This is a genomic window from Robiginitalea aurantiaca (assembly GCF_030380815.1).
Classification (GTDB): domain Bacteria; phylum Bacteroidota; class Bacteroidia; order Flavobacteriales; family Flavobacteriaceae; genus Robiginitalea; species Robiginitalea aurantiaca.
This window is the reverse complement of sequence record NZ_JAUDUY010000004.1, coordinates 315,993-334,837: the sequence shown is the minus strand read 5'-3', so window position 1 is coordinate 334,837 and position 18,845 is coordinate 315,993. Positions and strand designations below refer to the sequence as shown.

Below are 18,845 nucleotides of genomic sequence, written 5' to 3'. Positions count from 1 at the left end.
CCTGTATGTTAGCGGTTTCGAATCTTTCTGTTCAATTTGGTAAACGGGTATTGTTTGATGAGGTCAATGTAACCTTTACTCCAGGAAATTGTTATGGTGTTATCGGTGCAAATGGTGCCGGTAAATCAACTTTCCTGAAAATACTGGCGGGTACGGTCGATCCCACTTCAGGCCATGTTATCCTGGAACCAGGCAAACGGATGTCGGTACTCGAACAGAATCACAATGCCTACGACGATAAGCCAGTTTTGGAAACCGTAATGATGGGTAATAAGCCCCTTTTTGCCATCAAAACTGAAATGGACGCGCTTTATGCGGACTACGATGATGCAAATGCGGACAGGATAGGGGAGTTACAGGTGGCCTTTGAGGAGATGAATGGCTGGAATGCTGAGAGCGATGCGGCTGCTATGCTCTCGAATTTGGGGATCAAAGAAGACTTGCATTACAAGAGCATGTCCGATCTCGATTCGAAGCTAAAGGTTCGCGTTTTGCTTGCTCAGGCCCTTTTCGGGAATCCCGATGTCCTCGTAATGGATGAGCCCACAAACGACCTTGATTATGAAACGATCAGTTGGTTGGAGCATTTTCTGGCCAACTATGAAAACCTGGTGATTGTGGTTTCTCACGACCGGCACTTTCTGGATGCCGTCTGTACGCACGTTGCAGACATAGATTTTGGAAAGATCAATATGCATAGTGGAAACTATACTTTTTGGTACGAGAGCAGTCAGCTGGCTGCGCGTCAGCGAGCCCAGCAAAACCGGAAGGCTGAAGACAAAGCAAAAGAACTACAGGAATTCATCCAGCGTTTTAGCGCGAATGTGGCAAAGAGCAAACAGGCTACATCCAGGAAGAAAATGTTGGCTAAACTCAAAATTGAAGACATTAAACCCTCCAGCAGGAGATACCCTGCGATCATCTTCGACAGGGAACGCGAAGCCGGGGATCAGATTCTGAATATCCAGGGTCTTGAGGCCCGAAGCGAAGAAGGGGACTGGCTGTTTCGCAAAGGGGAACTCAACCTTAATCGGGGGGACAAAGTGGCCCTGATCTCCCGGGATAGCCGAGCTACGACAGCTTTTTATGAAATCATTTCCGGAAATCGGAAGCCTGAAGGCGGGACATTTTCATGGGGGGTAACGACTTCTGTTTCCTACCTTCCTGCCGATAACAGCCATTTCTTCAACAGTGACAACAACCTGGTGGACTGGCTTCGACAATGGGCAAAAACCCAGGAGGAAAAGGAAGAAGTTTATCTTCGGGGTTTTCTTGGCAAAATGTTGTTTAGCGGGGAAGAGGCCTTAAAAAAGTGTTCTGTTTTATCCGGAGGGGAAAAAGTAAGGTGTATGTTGAGCCGGATGATGTTGCAGCGCGCCAATGTACTCCTCCTGGATGAACCTACCAACCATCTCGATCTGGAGAGCATCACCGCCTTCAATAACTCTTTAAAGCAGTTCAAAGGAACCGTTATTTTTACAACGCATGACCATCAGTTTGCCCAAACGGTGGCCAATCGCATCGTCGAACTTACGCCTACACATACAGTAGACAGGTACCTCACCTTCGACGATTACATGACAGATGCAGCCTTAAAGGAACAACGCGAAAAATTATACCAGGTGCCCGTATAGGAGGTGGCACGCTTCAGAACTTGCTACTTCTTAATGGGGTTAGCTCGGTTTCTGCGCTTTCAGGCGTTGAAATACTTGCTGTTCCAAATGGCCGGATTGAAATTTTTCCCTTTGGCAATACCGAAGTAAATGGCAATTGCCATAACGGATTTAAGGACAAAGAAGAAAATAATCCAGAATTCGGTCTGGCTGCCGTTTTTGGAAAATAGTCCTTCAGGTACCACAAGGGTAAGCAAATAACTCGCCAGGACGATCAGCAGGATTAAATTAACCATACTCTTAAAGGGCCAAACCAATAATTTGCGCAACGGGTGCAGGTCGTTCCCCCATTTGTGGACGAGGTAAAAATATTGGTTACCCATAGGCACAAAGAGCAGGGGGTCATCTTTATCTGCCAGTTTAAAAAGACGGGATGGTGCAATGATCTTAAGTCCCTGTAATTCGGTTTGGTGCACTTCCTCGATTTCAGCAATGGCTTCCCGGGCCTCCTGGGGGAGTTCCGGTTTAAAATATTTCAGGTCAAGGAAACGGAGTCGGTAATCGATGCAAATATTCCGGATGTGATCCAGGTGATAGATCCGGGAGGTGTCCAGGCTATCAAAGTCAAACTGATTTACAGATGCGGGCCTGACCTTCTTCCCGGGTGCCTCCGTATAAGAGGGCAATTCGATTTCAACGCCTTTGAGCAGGTTCTCTAGGGCTGTGCGGTCGGGTACAGCGCCCCGCTCTGCATCGAGCTTTAACTCGATATTGGTTCGTTCAAACATTCTTTTTCTTTTAGCAATGTTTCAAAGTTAAAAAATGATATCCATCATGTCAAACGATAAGTAGCCTCATAAGGCACTAAAAAGTGTTAAAAAACCTGCTTTAGTAGTAATTCTTTCAATCAATTCAATGATTTGTGTTATTTTGTCGATGAAAATGAACCGTTTATCGATAGTTTAATTTTCGCCCCAATCAAGACCATGCCATGCGAATTACCCCCTTCTACCTGCTATGCGGGTTTTTTTTTCTGATGTTGTCCCTGAAGGCCCAGGTGGTGCCACAAGCTTCAATTTCAGCAAAGGGGTATCAAGCCTTTTCAGAAGCCTTGCGACATTCGGAACTCGGTGAAACCCTGGCCAATGGCGGCACCTTTACGATTTTCGCCCCCTCAGATAAGGCATTCCAAAAACTGGATGAACAATTAAACCAAAAGCAGCCGGGCTATCAAAGACAGCTGAATTCTCTGATATCCTATCATATAGTGGCAGGAGAATTAACGGCATCCCGAATCCTTAAAGCGCTTTGCAGGGGGGAAGGGGCTGCGATACTCACAACCATTCAGGGTGAGGAATTAATTGCTACCCTGGAGGGTGTTGACATTGTTCTTATGGATTGTTCGGGAAATACTTCGAGAATCGTTGCAGCAGACGCCAATACTGAAAATTTCGTGATGCATGAAATAGACCGTGTTGTGTTTCCCGGAACCCCGATCCCCTGAAATCACCTTAATTCTGCACCCAATTCTTTCTCAAAACTGGTTTGGAGCCGTTTCATGGCCGAATCAATTTGTTTATCGGTAAGTGTTTTTTTAGGGTTGAGTAGTGTAAAACTGACCGCATAGGACTTTTTCCCTTTCGGCAACTTGTCCCCTTTATAAACGTCAAATAATTGCATCTCCCGCAGCAGCGATCGCTCCGCTTTAAATGAAAGTTCGTGCAGTTGCTGATAGGTGATGTGTTCGTCCAGAAGAAGTGCAAAGTCCCTCTTGACTTCCGGAAATTTTGGAATTTCCCGATACTCGAATGTGTTTTCGGAGGCTTTTGCCAATAGGGCGTTCCAGTTGATATCAGCGTAAAGCACGGGTTGGGAGATATCAAAGGCTTCAAGAATACCCTCGCGAACCAAACCGAAGGTTGCGATTTCAACCCCATTTTCACTGAGTTGGAGTCCTTCTGTAAACCGGGTATCTGCAATAGGAGTTTCCAGGCAGGCTGTATAGCCCACGCGTTCCAGAATTTGATGCAGTACACCCTTCAAATAGAAAAATCCCATGGTTTCTTCTGGTTTGGCCCAGTGGTCCCTGTAGGCATTTCCAGTAAGTAGGAGGGAGATTCTCGGAGATTCTATTTGTTTGCTTTTCTCCTGTTGATACACCTTTCCGAATTCGAAGAGTTTTAAATCCTGTTGTTTGCGATTCAGGTTGTGCGCTATCGTTTCCAGCCCCCCAAAAAGCATATCGGTTCTCAGTGCAGACAATTCCCGACTCAATGGATTCAAAAGGCTAACAACCGACTGGGACTCCCGGGCTAACAATTCCTGATAGGAGGGGTTGGTCAGGCTATTGGCCAGAATTTCATAAAAGCCATTGTAGGACAGCTGCCTTCCAATAGCCTCTTCCAATACATGAGGCTCAAGAGATTCGGAAGGAATAATGGAAGCATTTAATTTCTCGCTAAACGAGACGTTATTGTATCCATAAACGCGGAGAACTTCTTCAATAACATCGACTTCACGCTGCACGTCTACGCGGTAAAAGGGTATGACAAGACCCAGACCGGTTTCCGTAACGCTACGCACCTGAATGTCCAGGGAGGCAAGAATAGATTTTATGGTGTCCTTAGGTATGACGTGTCCTATCAGCGCATTGATCTTTTCAAACCGGAGAAATACATTATGGCCTTCCATCTTCCGCGGATAGAGATCGACGATGTCTGAGCTGATATTTCCTCCGGTAAGCTCACGTATTAAAATGGCGGCCCGTACCAGGGCATATTCCGTATTGTCAATATCGACTCCACGCTCAAAACGAAACGAGGCATCCGTACTGAGCCCATGACGCTTGGCAGTTTTGCGCACAGATACCGGATCGAAGTAAGCGCTTTCCAGAAAAATGGACTTTGTGTCTTCAGTAACACCGGTGTTGATACCGCCGAAAATACCGGCAATACACATGGGTTTTTCCCCATCACAGATCATGAGGTCTTCTGCATCAAGGGTGTGTTCAATTCCGTCCAGGGTCATGAACTTGGTCCCTGCCTTGACGGTTTTAACGACCACTTTTTTGCCATAGATGCGATCTGCATCAAAAGCGTGAAGGGGTTGTCCGAGCTCGTGGAGCACGTAATTTGTCGCATCCACGACATTGTTGATCGGATTAAGCCCTATAGCCTTTAATCTGTTTTGAAGCCAGTCCGGCGAAGGTTGTACGATAAGATTCGTCAGGCTGATCCCGCAATACCTAGGAGCCAGGCTGTAATCTTCTACGGAAACATCTATTCTAAGGGAGCGGTCGTCTATGTTGAAGGTGCTCACCGAAGGCGTTCGTACTTCGAGAAATTTTTTGCGTTGCCTGAGGCCTGCCCGGAGATCCCTGGCAACCCCATAATGGCTCATGGCATCTGCCCGATTCGGGGTAAGCCCGATTTCAAAAACTTCATCTTTCTCAATGGGAAAAAGCTTTTCACAGGGGGTGCCCTTGTCAATGCCGGCGTCCAATACCAGAATACCCTCATGGCTGTTCCCAAGCCCCAGTTCATCTTCGGCGCAGATCATCCCCTGACTCACTTCGCCCCGGATTTTACCTTTTTTAATCTTCCAGGGATTCCCATCGGATCCATAAAGTGTAGTCCCTACGGTTGCCACGGGAACTTTCTGGCCTTCTGCCACGTTAGGTGCGCCGCAGACAATGGAAAGGGGTTCCTTTTCTCCTACATCCACAAGGCAAACTTTAAGCCTGTCGGCGTTTGGATGTTTTTCACATTTCAAGACCTCCCCAACGACAACCCCTTTCAGGCTACCCGGTATGGATTCGAAATTGCTGACTCCTTCTACTTCCAGACCGAGATCGGTAAGAAGTTCGGCAATATCCTCTGATTTCCAGTCGATTTCGACGAATTGTTTAAGCCAGTTGTAAGAGATTTTCATGATGCCCTTTAAGCTCCCAAAGATAAGATAATGTTAAAAGAATTCAATACGCAAGTGGGCCTTTAGTATGTAATGAAAAAATCCCCGGATGTTGTTACGGGGATCTGATCGGATAATTCAAAAAGGGAACTAAATAATCGTGGATTTTCCCAAGCCGATATTCTCTTTATTCAATCCGCGATAATCCTCTGCATCGGTGATCTGACTGGCGATGAAATGTCCCACGTCATCTGTGCCATATTTGCTTTTCGCATTGAGGTCGGGTGTTACAATACCATCTTTCAGCGATCGGTTTACGGCCTTTATCACGGCATTGGTTTCCTCCTTGAGGCCGAAGTGATCGAGGAGCATGGCTACGGACAGAATAGCGGCAATTGGGTTGGCAATATTTTTTCCTGCCCCTTCAGGGAAGGAACCGTGAATGGGTTCGAACATGGCGTATTTCTCCCCTACGGAGGCAGAAGGCAATAAACCTATGGATCCTCCGATAACACTGCCTTCGTCAGAGAGTATATCCCCAAACATATTCTCAGTTAGTATAACATCGAACTGGGATGGGTTGAGGATCAGTTGCATGGCGGCATTATCGACAAACAGGTAATTCAGGGTTACTTCAGGATAGCTCTCAGCGATTTTGGTCACTACGCTGCGCCATAGTCTTGAAGATTCGAGGACGTTTGCCTTGTCCACAAGGGTGAGTTTTTTTCTGCGGCCCTTCGCCGCCTTAAAAGCCAGGTGGGCAATACGGCTGATTTCTTCTTCTGAATAAATACAGAGATCGGAAGCGGTTCGCCCATCCTCACTCCGTTTTTTTTCACCGAAATAGATTCCTCCGGTCAGTTCCCTGAAGATTACGAAATCTGTGCCGTTAATGATTTCTTTCCGCAAAGGTGAATTTTCGATCAGGGTAGGGAAAACCTGTACGGGCCGGATATTGCTGAATAGCTCCAGTTCTTTCCTCAGTTTCAGCAAGCCCTGTTCCGGACGGACTTTTGCCGCCGGATCATTGTCGTATTTGGGATCGCCAATGGCTCCGAAAAGGACGGCGTCAGAACGTTTGCAAAGGGCCAAGGTATCCGCCGGAAGTGGATTTCCTCCATTGTCCATAGCCGTTGCCCCAACAGGGGCTTCTGCAAATATGAACTGGTGACCGAAGATGTCTTCTACTGCCTGCAGGCATGATACAGCTTGGGTGATTACCTCCGGGCCGATTCCATCTCCGGGAAGCAAAGCGATTTTTAATTTCATCAGGCGACGTTTTCTATCTCAATTGACGAGCTCTCAACAATTTGATGAATATCCTCGTCCACTATTTCTTTTTTCCGATCTGCAAATTTCAGGAACTCCTTGTAAACTTCATCGAGTTGTACTTTCGTGAGTTCATAACCTACTTTTTTAGCCCGATAGGCGAGTGCGGCTCTGCCGCTTCTGGCTGTCAGGACAATAGAAGATTCGGTGACGCCCACATCCTCGGGATTGATGATTTCGTAGGTTTCCCGTTTTTTGATTACCCCATCCTGGTGAATCCCCGAACTGTGTGCAAAGGCATTGGAGCCTACAATGGCTTTATTGGGTTGTACGGGCATTCCCATTTTCTGTGAAACCATCTGACTCGTGTCGAACAAAAGCGTACTGTCAATATCCGTATCAAGGTTGAGGTAAGGGTGCTGCCTGAGGATCATAACCACTTCTTCCAAAGAAGTATTTCCGGCCCTTTCCCCAATGCCGTTAATCGTGCACTCAATTTGGCGCGCCCCGTTAATCACACCGGCTATCGAATTCGCAGTAGCCAGTCCAAGGTCATTATGACAATGGCAGGAGAGAATCGCTTTGTCGATTCCGCGTACATTTTCCCTGAGGTATTTCATCTTGGCGCCGTATTCTTCCGGCAGGCAGTATCCCGTCGTATCGGGTATATTCAGTACAGTGGCTCCGGCTTTTATGACCGCTTCGCATACCCGGGCGAGATATTCATTGTCTGTTCTCCCTGCATCTTCGGCGTAGAATTCAACATCCTCGACAAAGCGCTTTGCATATTTAACCGCTGCCACCGCACGTTCCAGGACTTTTTCGCGGTTGGAGTTGAATTTGTATTTAATATGTGAATCCGAGGTTCCTATTCCCGTGTGGATTCTGGGCCTTCGCGCATTGCGGATGGCCTCAGCGGCTACCTCAATATCTTTTTCCACGGCTCTGGTCAATCCGCAAACCGTGGCGTTTTTTACAATTTGGGCAATTTCGGAAACCGATTTGAAGTCTCCGGGACTTGAAATTGGGAATCCTGCCTCAATCACATCGACTCCAAGCTGATCCAACCGGCTGGCGATAACCAGCTTCTGTTGGGTATCCAGTTTACACCCTGGAACCTGTTCCCCGTCCCTGAGGGTTGTGTCAAAAATCTGAACCTTCTCTTTACTCATCAGAATTATGTACATTTATTCATAATGACGAAAATAAACGGACCCAATCGAAAGGATTGGGTTTCAATTTTCGGTTTATGACGTTTAGGAGCAATTCAGGCCTACTAAAACGCACAAATACAGATAGATAAAAGGCATTTATTACGATGACAAGTACCCCGAAAGATACGCTGTTTGTCCTTATTAAATCGCTTTCCAAGTCCGAAAAACGCCAATTCAAGCTCTATGTCGGGCGATTGGGGGTAAATACGGATGCAAAATTTCTGGCCCTTTTTAACCTTTTGGATAAGATGCGTAGCTATGACGAGAAGGTCATTCTGCAAAGTGAAATAGTCAAGAAATCACAGCTCTCCAACCTCAAGGCCCACCTCTACAAACAGATACTGATCAGCCTGCGCCTGAATCCGGGCAATCAGAACGTAAGGGTACAGCTGCGCGAGCAACTGGACTTTGCCACAATCTTGTATCAGAAAGGGCTTTACAAACAAAGCCTTAAACTCCTTGATAAAGCCAAAAGCATTGCCATTGACAAGGAGGAGAAGAATATTGCTTATGAAATCGTAGAACTGGAAAAAGTAATTGAGACGCAGTACATCACCCGAAGTTTACCGGATCGGGCAGGGGAGTTGTCTCGTCAGTCGCACAGGCTCTCCAGACTGAATGCAATCACGGGGGAACTCTCAAATCTTTCCCTGGAGTTGTACGGGATGATGCTTAAAATGGGATATGTCCGCAATGATGAGGACCATCGGATGGTCGCCGATTTCTTCGACGCGCATCTCCCAGAATTTCGGTTTGAGGAGCTCGGATTCCGGGAGAAGCTATGGTTGTATCAGGCGCATTTATGGTACAGCTTTCTCACTCAGGATTTTCTGTCCTGCTATAAGTATTCGAGCAGGTGGGTTTCCTTATTCTACAGTACTCCGGACATGATCTATCTGAACCCCGTAGCTTATTTAAAAGGGGCCAATTACCTTTTGGAATCGCTCTTTTTTGTCAAATACAGCTCACAGTTTCGGGAAACGCTGGACAAATTGGAACAAGTCATCAGTCAGAAAGCTTTTCCGAAGAACGATAACGTAGCTACACTTTCTTTTCTATATCTGAATGCCAATCGATTGAACCTGCATTTTATGGAGGGGACCTTTGAAAAAGGATTGTACCTGGTACGAATTGTCGAATACGGTATTGAAAAACATCGGGCCCAACTGGACAGGCACCATATTATGCTCTTTTATTACAAATTGGCCTCCCTGTATTTCGGAGTTGGCGATAACAAGACGTGTATCCGCTACCTGAATAAAATCATCAATGAGAAAAACCTCAAGGTGCGGGAAGACCTGATGTGTTTTGCGAGGGTTTTATCACTGGTTGCCCATTATGAGGCCGGAATGGATTATCACCTCGAGGTACAGCTGAAGAGCACCTATAAGTTTCTCCTTAAAATGAATGAATTACATGAGGTTCAGCGGGAGATGATCAAGTTCCTTCGGAAGATGGGCTCTATTTATCCCCATGAATTGAAAATGGCCTTTCAGGATCTTTACAACAGACTCAAGGCGTATGAGGACCATCCTTATGAAAAGCGGGCATTTCTTTACCTGGACATCCTTTCCTGGCTGGAGAGCCATTTGCAGGGAAGGCCAGTGGCCGATATCATAAGGGAAAAGGCCGTGGCCCTGACCCGCTGAGGTTTTTCCACAAAGCCCATCATTTAAATTCATTGCCGACCCGATGTTCTCCCTGAGGCAATCCCGGATCTGCAGGGGCGTCCCGGACCAGATAATTGGATGTAAAGGTTGCTTACAAACAAGCGTCCCAGAGGGCGTCCTTCGGAGGTTGCGCCTGGACCTTCAGGGGTGTTTTTTTTACAGGGTGAATAAATTCAAGTTCACGTGCGTGAAGGTGTATGCTCCCGTCGGGGTTGGACCTTGGAGAACCGTATTTGAGATCCCCTTTTATAGAACAGCCACAACTTGAAAGTTGCGCCCGTATTTGGTGGTGCCTGCCTGTTTCGATTTCGATTTGAAGTAAATGATACCGGTCCAGGGATCGCATGAGACGATAATTCAGAACAGCTTTTTTGCCATTTGGGGTTTCGCCGGGCCGTGCATAGGACTTATTCTGTTTTGGATTTCGCTCGAGCCAGTGGACCAGTCTTCCGGATTCGGCCGGAGGTGGATTCTGCACAATAGCCCAATAGGTTTTATGAACTTCCTTTGCTTTAAAAAGGGCATTCATCCGTGTAAGTGCCTTGGAGGTCCGTGCAAAAACGACAATCCCTGAAGTCGGTCGGTCGAGTCGATGGATGACCCCTAGAAAAACCTCACCGGGCTTTTGATACTTTTCCTTGAGATAGGCCTTAACCACTTCACTCAGCGGGGTGTCTCCGGTTTTGTCACCCTGGACGATATCCCCGGGCCTTTTATTGACCACAATAAGGTGGTTGTCTTCGTAGATCACCTGAAGATTTTGGGGTGTGCTATGCTGTGGTGAATTTGACAAATTTGATTCTCAGGGTGTTATAGCTTCAGAAACGCTGCAATCACGGGTTGGACTGCTTATGTTCAGTACTGTTCCCCCGCGTTGGGAAAATCTTTGTTTTTTACATCCTTTACATACTGCCCGATGGCGACATTCATCTCTTCGTATAAATTCATATACCGCCTTAGAAAACGCGGGTTAAATTCATGGGTCATCCCCAATAAATCGTGGATGACCAGGACCTGGCCATCTGAAGCGGCCCCTGCACCGATTCCAATAGTTGGGATGTTTAATTCCCCGGATACCACCCGGGTCAGTTCCGCAGGGATCTTTTCAAGAACAACAGCAAAACAGCCAATTTTCTCGAGCATTCGGGCATCTTCAAGAAGTTTTTTGGCCTCCTGTTCTTCCCGTGCCCGTACCGTATAGGTCCCAAATTTATAAATGCTTTGGGGGGTCAGTCCAAGATGCCCCATTACCGGAATACCCGCATTTAAAATCCGTTTTACGGAATCTTTTATTTCAATTCCACCTTCTAATTTAACAGCATGGGCCCCGCTTTCCTTCATGATGCGGATTGCGGATCTGAGCGCTTCCTTGGGGTCGCTCTGGTAGCTTCCAAATGGTAAATCCACCACAACAAGAGCCCTCTCTACAGCCCTGATCACCGAGCTGGCGTGATATATCATCTGATCCAGGGTTATGGGGAGGGTGGTTTCGTGCCCGGCCATTGTATTACTTGCGGAATCCCCGACCAGAATCACATCCACACCGGCGGCATCTACAATTTTTGCCATGGAATAATCGTAGGCGGTCAGCATTGAGATTTTTTCTCCCTGTTGTTTCATCTCAACCAGAGATTTCACCGTTATGCGTTTGTATTGTTTCTTTGCTGTGGACATGAGTCGGATTTTTAACGCGCTAAAGGTACATATTTTTGGTCGTGGGTACGGCGGGAAACCCCGACATCTTCAAAGGCCGGCCACTAAAAATACTGTACATTTAGTAAATAAAGGACACGTATATGAAAACGCAACTATTCGCTTTGCTTCTGCTCGTATTATGCCATGTACAGGGGCAGTCCCCCTCAGAAGAAGCTATTAAAAGCACGATTGAGGATTTTTTTGAAGGGTTCCACAAAAGGGATACCTCCCAGATGCGGAGTGTGCTGTCGGAGCACCTTACGATGCAACGAATCGGGAAGGATGCTGATGGGATTCCTTATCTAAAAGATGAATCCATCGACGATTTCCTAACCTCGATGGCGTCACTGCCGGATACCCTGAAAATCGAGGAGCGCTTGCACTCTTTTACCATTCTTACCGATGGTGCAATGGCAGAGGCCTGGACTCCATATTCTTTGTATGTTCAGGGAACGTTGCATCACTGCGGGGTCAATTCCTTTCAGTTATTCCACGACGGGAACTCCTGGAAAATCATCTATTTAGTAGATACAAGACAAGTGACTGGCTGTCCTGAATCGGAATAAACAGTCTAGCAATCACTCAGGTTTACACCCACGGCAAGGCCTCCTTGTGAGGTTTCCTTGTATTTGGAATTCATATCCCTGGCGGTTTCCCACATCGTTTGTACTACTTTGTCGAAAGGGACTTTGGCCATGGCCGGATCTGACTCCAGGGCAAGTTCAGCGGCGTTAATGGCTTTGATTGCCCCCATTGAATTCCGTTCGATACAGGGAACCTGAACCAGGCCTCCAATAGGATCACAAGTTAGGCCCAAATGATGCTCCATGGCAATTTCAGCTGCACAGAGCACCTGTTCGGGCGACCCACCCAGGAGCTCGGTCAATGCCCCGGCGGCCATTGCCGAAGACACCCCAATTTCGGCCTGGCATCCTCCCATGGCGGCGGAAATTGTCGCCCCTTTTTTAAAGAGACTGCCTATTTCACCGGCAACCAGAAGGAACCTGCGAATCTCTTCCACGCCTGCTTCGTGGTTCTCAATGACCAAATAGTACATTAACACGGCGGGTACCACGCCAGCACTTCCATTGGTGGGTGCAGTAACAATGCGACCCAGTGAGGCGTTTACTTCATTGACGCTAATGGCAAAGCAACTAACCCATTTGAGGATTTGCCGAAACTTAACTTCAGTGTTCCGGATGGTTTGCAGCCATTCCTGTGGATTGTCATAAGGCAAGCCGCCCTTCAGGTTATTGTAGATGTCCGGGGCCCGTCGCCTTACCTGAAGGCCACCAGGGAGTTCCCCCGGGCTATGGCACCCTTCATAAATACTCTGAAGCATGATGGTCCATATCCGATCCAGGCCCTGATTGATGTCTTCCGGGCTCCTTATGGCACATTCATTGTCCCATACGACCTGTGAAATCGATTTTTCCAGTTCCGCGCAATACGCCAGCAATTCCACCCCGCTTTGAATAGGGTAGGGGAAGGACTGAAAGATCACGGCTTTCTTCCGGGCGGAAATCCGTTCCTTTTTGACGACAAAACCGCCCCCAATGGAATAATAGGTCTCCCGATGTAAACGCTTTTCACCCTCACTGGCTTCAAAAGTCAGGGCATTCGCGTGGAAGGGAAGAAACTTTCTGAGAAACTTGAGTTGTTCTGATTCCTCAAAAGGAATGACTTTAGCCCCGCCCAGGTTGAGTTGTTTATTATTTCGGATTTCGGCAATTATCCCGGCTACTTTGTCGATTGGGACTTCCTCCGGGTCTGCACCGCTGAGTCCCATAAGTATGGCCAGATCTGTAGCATGACCCTTTCCGGTCAGCGAAAGGGAACCGTACACCAGCACCCTGATTGTTGTTACCCGATCGAACTTCCCGCTGCTTCTGAGTTCTTTAAGAAAGCGTTCAGCGGCCCGCCAGGGCCCCAGGGTATGTGAACTGGAGGGGCCGACCCCAATTTTGAGCATGTCGAAAACACTGATACATTCCATGGTTTGTCCGATCGTTTGTTTTGGCTAAAATACAACTCAGAGGGCTGTCAATACGCCAAGTATTCTAAATAATTTTATGCCAGACGGGGTCCGATCCAAGCGTATTGGGCTGCAGGCTGTGACAGTATGTCAGGTTTAAATCCTTGGCATGTTGTTTGTCCTTTTGAAGTGAATTTAAAAAGTTATTCGAACCATAAGTTAAGTATTCATATAAACACACAGAGGATGAGTAAAATTATTGGAATAGACTTGGGTACCACGAACTCCTGCGTTTCCGTTATGGAAGGGAACGAGCCAGTGGTAATCCCAAATGCAGAAGGTAAAAGAACAACACCTTCGGTTATCGCCTTTGTAGAAGGCGGAGAAATTAAAGTGGGAGATCCCGCAAAGCGTCAGGCAGTTACCAACCCTGAGAAAACCGTATATTCTATTAAGCGGTTTATGGGGAATAAATATTCGGAATCCACAAAAGAGGCGAAACGCGTGCCTTACAAAGTGGTTAAAGGCGACAACGATACACCCCGTGTTGATATTGACGGGCGACTATATACGCCTCAGGAACTTTCGGCCATGATTCTTCAGAAAATGAAGAAAACGGCAGAAGATTATCTGGGTCAGCCTGTGACAGGAGCTGTGATCACGGTTCCGGCCTATTTTAACGATTCACAGCGTCAGGCGACAAAAGAGGCAGGTGAAATCGCAGGTTTAAAAGTAGAGCGCATTATCAATGAGCCTACTGCGGCATCACTCGCCTATGGATTGGATAAAAAACATACAGATCAGAAGATCGTTGTCTTTGACTTCGGTGGGGGAACACACGATGTTTCCATTCTGGAACTCGGAGACGGCGTTTTCGAAGTTTTGTCCACAGACGGGGATACACACCTTGGTGGAGATGATGTAGATGAGAAAATTATCAACTGGCTCGCCGAAGAATTCGAAAAAGATGAGGGTATTGACCTTCGCAAGGACCCCATGGCACTCCAGAGACTTCGTGAGGCAGCTGAAAAAGCAAAGATTGAATTGTCTTCGACAACTCAGACAGAAATCAATCTGCCCTATGTTACGGCTACAGCGTCGGGTCCAAAGCACCTGGTGCGCACCCTTTCACGTGCCAAGTTTGAGCAATTGATCGGGGATCTGGTTAAAAGAACGATCGACCCCTGTGCCTCTGCACTTAAATCCGCGGGCCTTTCAAAGAGTGATATCGATGAAATCATCCTTGTGGGAGGATCCACGCGTATTCCGGCGGTTCAGGAAGCCGTTGAAAGCTTCTTCGGTAAAAAACCGTCAAAAGGGGTGAATCCGGATGAAGTTGTTGCTGTAGGAGCAGCAATTCAGGGTGGTGTTCTCACAGGCGATGTGAAAGATGTATTGCTCCTCGATGTTACCCCCCTTTCCCTCGGGATAGAAACTATGGGTGGGGTAATGACCAAACTGATCGAGTCGAACACGACCATCCCAACGAAGAAATCTCAGGTTTTTTCAACAGCTGCGGACAACCAGCCTTCGGTTGAGATTCACGTCCTGCAGGGTGAGCGCCCAATGGCCGGGGATAACAAGACAATTGGTCGTTTTCACCTGGACGGTATTCCACCCGCACCAAGGGGAACACCTCAGATCGAAGTAACCTTTGACATTGATGCCAACGGTATCATCAAGGTTTCAGCTACGGATAAGGCCACAAACAAGACCCAGGACATTCGTATAGAAGCTTCTTCCGGGCTGACTGAAGAGGAGATTCAACGGATGAAGGCCGAAGCTGAGGCCAATGCCGAAGCGGATATGAAAGCCAAGGAAACTGCAGACAAACTCAACGAGGCTGACAGCATGATCTTTCAAACGGAAAAACAACTCTCCGAATTCGGAGACAAGCTTTCTGATGATAAGAAAAAGCCCATTGAGGACGCTCTTGAAGTTTTGAAAAAAGCCTTCGAAGGTAAGAACCTCGAAGAGATTCAACCGGCCCTTGACAGCATCAACGAAGCGTGGAAAGCCGCTTCAGAAGAAATGTACAAGGCACAGGCATCTGAGCAACAGGCTGATCCTTCTTCCAATGGAGAGGCTACAGCTGGCGCAGATACCCAGGAAGGTGATAACGTAGAAGACGTGGATTTTGAGGAGGTGAAATAACCTTTAGGAATTCCAAAATGCAGAAATGGGCGGGTAACACCGCCCATTTTTTATTTCTTACCTGTTTCGGATATCACAGGTATCGGCTACCTTTACAGCAATGAGCCGGTCATCCATTTTTTTTGCTACACTTATGTTTCTGGGGTTTGCTTTGGCGGCAAGAGCCCAGCCAGAAGTGTTTACGCGGGGGGATTTTCACCTGCAGGGACCCGTAAAAGATTGTATTGTTCTGACCGACTATGGGGAAGAGCGCTTTGAATTTGACCGGGAGGGAAAGTTGCTTAAATCCCTGACGCGTTACAACGCTTCTGATTACGACATTACATACTATCGCTATCGGGATACTGTTTTGACGGAACGAAGGGATGAGGTTTACCGGGACGGAACATTTGATAAGCGTACATCTTTCGCACATTTTTATCAGAGGGACACGCTTCGGGAGCGAGGCGACCTTACCGAAAAAATCACCTCTTACGATCAGAAAATCACCGAACAGATTACTTATAAATACGACAGCATAGGTCGGATCAATAAGATTATTCGGGTACAAGCCGAGGGTATCGATGAAACGGAGGTTGTTTATAAGAGTTATGAAGACGAAACTACTTCGGAATACTACCTGAACGGACAGCTTTTGAAATCGGTCAGGATATCTGAAAGGGAAAATGCCGGATCAAGACAAAAAATAACATTGCGTAAAGAATATTTTCAAGGTACGCCTCAAAAGGCGGTTGAAGAAATTCGGAGTGGCCCCAATCGCATTATGGCGCGTACAAACTTCATTTACGATCCCGATAACAAGAGTTTCCTAAAAGAAGAACTTTGGGAATACACCTATGACGAGGGAGGTTTGCAAACGGGTGAGACCACAACGTACTATTCTCATAAATCCGGTAAGCCCAAGGTGTATCGGGTGGCCAAAAAAGAGTTTATCTATCAGACGGACGGGAAAAACCCGGGGAACTGGATTAAGAAAATAATCACCCCCCAGAATACGTATACCACACGCAAAATAACATACTACACTCCCCTGAGTGAGGTGACCCAGGATAGTTTGCCCAAAAACTAAGGCTGCTTTTAAAGGGCAGTTTTTTCGGTATGTATTTCTTAAAATGGGGTAGGCTGTGCTTTCAGCCGACTATATGGCTGTTGTTCAGGTTGTGGCCTCCGGAATATTCACGTATTTGCAGCCGATCTCCAAAAAGTCCTTCCAACCGACGCATCATCGTTTTTCGATCCAAGGCTGTGATAAAGGGATCACTGTCGCCGATATAAAACTCCACCGGGGTTTCTGTCGGAAGATGGGCAAAATCTGCCGCTTCGAGTTCGTCGGGAACCCGTCCGGCGTACAGCACTAACCTGTTGCATTTTAATTTACGTGCAGTAATCCATCGGCACAATACCGATACGCCCTGGGAATAGCCCATCAGCACTAATGATGGAGCCGTATCCAGGCCTTCCTTTAAATAGAGCTCATCGAACAGGTGCAGTAAATTCTCCATATAAATCCCCGTATTTTCACGGGTGAGCCAGCTGGCGCCGATATGTGTATAGGTTTTATCCAGATAATAGAGGGAGGGAGCCTGGGGGCATACGATATAGTTTTCCTTGGGATCCAGATGTTGAAAATGCCTGAGGAAATACCTGGAGAGATATCCGATCCCATGAAACACAACCCACACATTTTTAGTTTCAGGAGTCCTTTCATTCAGGGTTTCATACGGATGCGTGCTTTGGATGGAGAGGTGTTTCTCCGCTGTCTTAAGCGGGTGTTTTGAGGACATGGTTGAAAGGGAATGATTACCTTTACAAAAATGACCAAAGCATGCAGGAATACAAAGAAAAAATACTTCAAGTCTGTAATTCAATGTGTAAAAACACCCTAATGGAGACTTTGGATATTGAATACACAGATGTAGGCGAAAATTTTCTTGTTGCCCGGATGCCGGTTACTCCTAAAGTACATCAACCCGATGGGATTCTGCATGGCGGAGCTACAGTAGCCCTGGCTGAAAGTGTGGCCAGTGCAGCTTCCTACGTATTTATGGATGCCCAGAAGCTTTCCCTCCGGGGTATCGAAATAGCGGCAAATCATGTACGCAGTATCCGCCAGGGCTATGTTCACGCAAGGGCAAACCTCATACACAAGGGGCGAACGCTCCAGTTATGGGAAATCCGCGTAACTGACGATGCCGGGGATTTGATTTCTAAGTGCAAACTCACCACCATTGCGATCGCCAAAAAAGAAGAAGCGTAAAGCCCTGCGGAGAATTCTTCGCGACCACTTGGGTAAAAACCTGCCTTTTGTTCTATACAGAAAGCCTGGGGCCAGGTATATGACGGCCATCCTGCAATCCGACAGGACGTTGGAAACCGCATTGGATTTTGACCGCCCCGGGTTTGTAATGGCCCCATTCCTTCCAGAGAAGGCCCCGCTGGTTTTTCTCAGGCCGGATGCGCTTTATTGCAGTAAATCCAAACCTGCTGTTGCCCCGCTTGAGCTCGCAGAGCCCCATGCCAATCCGATCAGCCGGGAAATACACATTAAACTGGTTCAGGAGGCAAAGGAGCATATTGAGAAAGGTGAATTCAAAAAAGTAGTTGTCAGCCGGCGTTATTCCGTTCCGATTAAGGTCGATATCGTCTCACTGGCTTTCCGGATGATACAGGCGTATCCACAGGCATTTGGGTACCTGTTTCATCATCCTGACATTGGGACCTGGATGGGAGCCACCCCGGAATTACTCTTAAGATCTCAATCGGGGATTGGAGAAACCGTAGCCCTTGCAGGGACACGAAGCTCAGATCCTACAGAAAAATCATCCATGTGGACGCCCAAGGAGTTGTACGAACAGCAGGTGGTTACCGATTTTATTTTGAAACAGATGAAGGCTTCAGGTCTGAAGCCTGAAACAGGTCCCGTTGAAAATTTCAGGGCCGGCAAATTATGGCATCTCAGCACTTCGGTACGAGCACCACTGCCCCCTGATAAGGCGGAAGCCCTCTTGAGAAAGCTTCATCCCACGCCGGCAGTATGCGGGCTTCCGCGGGATAAAACCAAATCTTTTATTTCAACCTATGAAAATTACAATCGGGAATACTATACCGGTTTTCTGGGTGAGGTGGGAATCGATGCCCCGGATAGTTTTGAAACATTTGTCAATCTGAGATGCATTCAAATTCGCAATGGCCGGGCCTATCTCTATATGGGAGGAGGGATTACGACAGACTCGGATCCAGAATCTGAATGGGAGGAAACCCAGCAAAAAAGCACCACCATGCTTTCCCTCCTGGAGAATTCATCAAAAGCAATTGGGTAAGAATGCAGACGACCTTATTTTTGCAA

General features: G+C 47.2%; 16 protein-coding genes. 8 read left to right on the top strand and 8 right to left on the bottom strand.

What is annotated here, in order from left to right; all coding sequences use genetic code 11:
* Nucleotides 1–5 precede the first annotated feature (5 nt).
* The gene (locus QU605_RS10560) at nucleotides 6–1,634 is read left to right on the top strand and encodes an ABC-F family ATP-binding cassette domain-containing protein (RefSeq protein ID WP_289725276.1); all 1,629 of its coding nucleotides are present in this window, start codon (nucleotides 6–8) and stop codon (nucleotides 1,632–1,634) included.
* A 59-nt stretch (nucleotides 1,635–1,693) separates the two neighbouring features.
* On the opposite strand, the gene QU605_RS10555 is transcribed toward QU605_RS10560, so the two are convergent.
* Nucleotides 1,694–2,401, bottom strand: coding sequence for a hypothetical protein (locus QU605_RS10555; protein WP_289725275.1), 708 nt, complete (start codon nucleotides 2,399–2,401; stop codon nucleotides 1,694–1,696).
* Nucleotides 2,402–2,604: 203 nt separating this feature from the next.
* Here QU605_RS10555 and QU605_RS10550 point away from each other — a divergent pair, with 203 nt between their 5' ends.
* Nucleotides 2,605–3,117, top strand: a complete 513-nt coding sequence (locus QU605_RS10550; RefSeq protein WP_289725274.1) for a fasciclin domain-containing protein — start codon at nucleotides 2,605–2,607, stop codon at nucleotides 3,115–3,117.
* Between the two features lie 2 nt (nucleotides 3,118–3,119).
* Here the strand turns inward: QU605_RS10550 and pheT are convergent, their stop codons facing one another.
* From pheT to QU605_RS10535, 3 genes are all read right to left on the bottom strand, one after another.
* Complete coding sequence (gene pheT / locus QU605_RS10545; RefSeq protein ID WP_289725273.1) at nucleotides 3,120–5,543, bottom strand: phenylalanine--tRNA ligase subunit beta; 2,424 nt, start codon at nucleotides 5,541–5,543, stop codon at nucleotides 3,120–3,122.
* Between the two features lie 129 nt (nucleotides 5,544–5,672).
* Nucleotides 5,673–6,791: a 3-isopropylmalate dehydrogenase gene (gene leuB / locus QU605_RS10540; protein ID WP_289725272.1), complete on the bottom strand. Its 1,119-nt coding sequence runs from the start codon at nucleotides 6,789–6,791 to the stop codon at nucleotides 5,673–5,675.
* A complete protein-coding gene (locus QU605_RS10535) occupies nucleotides 6,791–7,963 on the bottom strand; it encodes a 2-isopropylmalate synthase (RefSeq protein WP_289725271.1) in 1,173 nt (390 codons plus the stop codon). The genes leuB and QU605_RS10535 overlap by 1 nt, the downstream gene beginning before the upstream one ends.
* Nucleotides 7,964–8,109: 146 nt before the next feature.
* Between QU605_RS10535 and QU605_RS10530 the strand changes: the two genes are divergently transcribed.
* The gene (locus tag QU605_RS10530) at nucleotides 8,110–9,654 is read left to right on the top strand and encodes a hypothetical protein (protein WP_289725270.1); all 1,545 of its coding nucleotides are present in this window, start codon (nucleotides 8,110–8,112) and stop codon (nucleotides 9,652–9,654) included.
* 112 nt (nucleotides 9,655–9,766) lie between these two features.
* Here the strand turns inward: QU605_RS10530 and QU605_RS10525 are convergent, their stop codons facing one another.
* Nucleotides 9,767–10,426: an RluA family pseudouridine synthase gene (locus tag QU605_RS10525; RefSeq protein ID WP_289725269.1), complete on the bottom strand. Its 660-nt coding sequence runs from the start codon at nucleotides 10,424–10,426 to the stop codon at nucleotides 9,767–9,769.
* A 104-nt stretch (nucleotides 10,427–10,530) separates the two neighbouring features.
* The gene (panB, locus tag QU605_RS10520) at nucleotides 10,531–11,349 is read right to left on the bottom strand and encodes a 3-methyl-2-oxobutanoate hydroxymethyltransferase (RefSeq protein ID WP_289725268.1); all 819 of its coding nucleotides are present in this window, start codon (nucleotides 11,347–11,349) and stop codon (nucleotides 10,531–10,533) included.
* 122 nt (nucleotides 11,350–11,471) lie between these two features.
* Here panB and QU605_RS10515 point away from each other — a divergent pair, with 122 nt between their 5' ends.
* The gene (locus QU605_RS10515) at nucleotides 11,472–11,936 is read left to right on the top strand and encodes a nuclear transport factor 2 family protein (RefSeq protein ID WP_289725267.1); all 465 of its coding nucleotides are present in this window, start codon (nucleotides 11,472–11,474) and stop codon (nucleotides 11,934–11,936) included.
* A 5-nt stretch (nucleotides 11,937–11,941) separates the two neighbouring features.
* Here the strand turns inward: QU605_RS10515 and QU605_RS10510 are convergent, their stop codons facing one another.
* Nucleotides 11,942–13,366 carry an L-serine ammonia-lyase gene (locus tag QU605_RS10510; protein ID WP_289725266.1) on the bottom strand — a complete coding sequence of 475 codons (1,425 nt, stop codon included), beginning with the start codon at nucleotides 13,364–13,366 and terminating at the stop codon, nucleotides 11,942–11,944.
* Between the two features lie 225 nt (nucleotides 13,367–13,591).
* On the opposite strand from QU605_RS10510, the gene dnaK reads away from it, so the two are divergent.
* Complete coding sequence (gene dnaK / locus QU605_RS10505) at nucleotides 13,592–15,499, top strand: molecular chaperone DnaK (RefSeq protein WP_289725265.1); 1,908 nt, start codon at nucleotides 13,592–13,594, stop codon at nucleotides 15,497–15,499.
* A gap of 100 nt (nucleotides 15,500–15,599) precedes the next feature.
* A complete protein-coding gene (locus QU605_RS10500) occupies nucleotides 15,600–16,568 on the top strand; it encodes a hypothetical protein (protein ID WP_289725264.1) in 969 nt (322 codons plus the stop codon).
* Nucleotides 16,569–16,629: 61 nt separating this feature from the next.
* Here the strand turns inward: QU605_RS10500 and QU605_RS10495 are convergent, their stop codons facing one another.
* Nucleotides 16,630–17,283: an alpha/beta hydrolase gene (locus QU605_RS10495; RefSeq protein ID WP_289725263.1), complete on the bottom strand. Its 654-nt coding sequence runs from the start codon at nucleotides 17,281–17,283 to the stop codon at nucleotides 16,630–16,632.
* 41 nt (nucleotides 17,284–17,324) lie between these two features.
* Between QU605_RS10495 and QU605_RS10490 the strand changes: the two genes are divergently transcribed.
* Together QU605_RS10490 and QU605_RS10485 are read left to right on the top strand one after the other, a co-directional pair.
* A complete protein-coding gene (locus QU605_RS10490) occupies nucleotides 17,325–17,756 on the top strand; it encodes a PaaI family thioesterase (RefSeq protein WP_289725262.1) in 432 nt (143 codons plus the stop codon).
* Nucleotides 17,728–18,819 carry a chorismate-binding protein gene (locus tag QU605_RS10485; protein ID WP_289725261.1) on the top strand — a complete coding sequence of 364 codons (1,092 nt, stop codon included), beginning with the start codon at nucleotides 17,728–17,730 and terminating at the stop codon, nucleotides 18,817–18,819. Before QU605_RS10490 ends, QU605_RS10485 begins: the two co-directional genes overlap by 29 nt.
* Nucleotides 18,820–18,845: the final 26 nt, after the last annotated feature.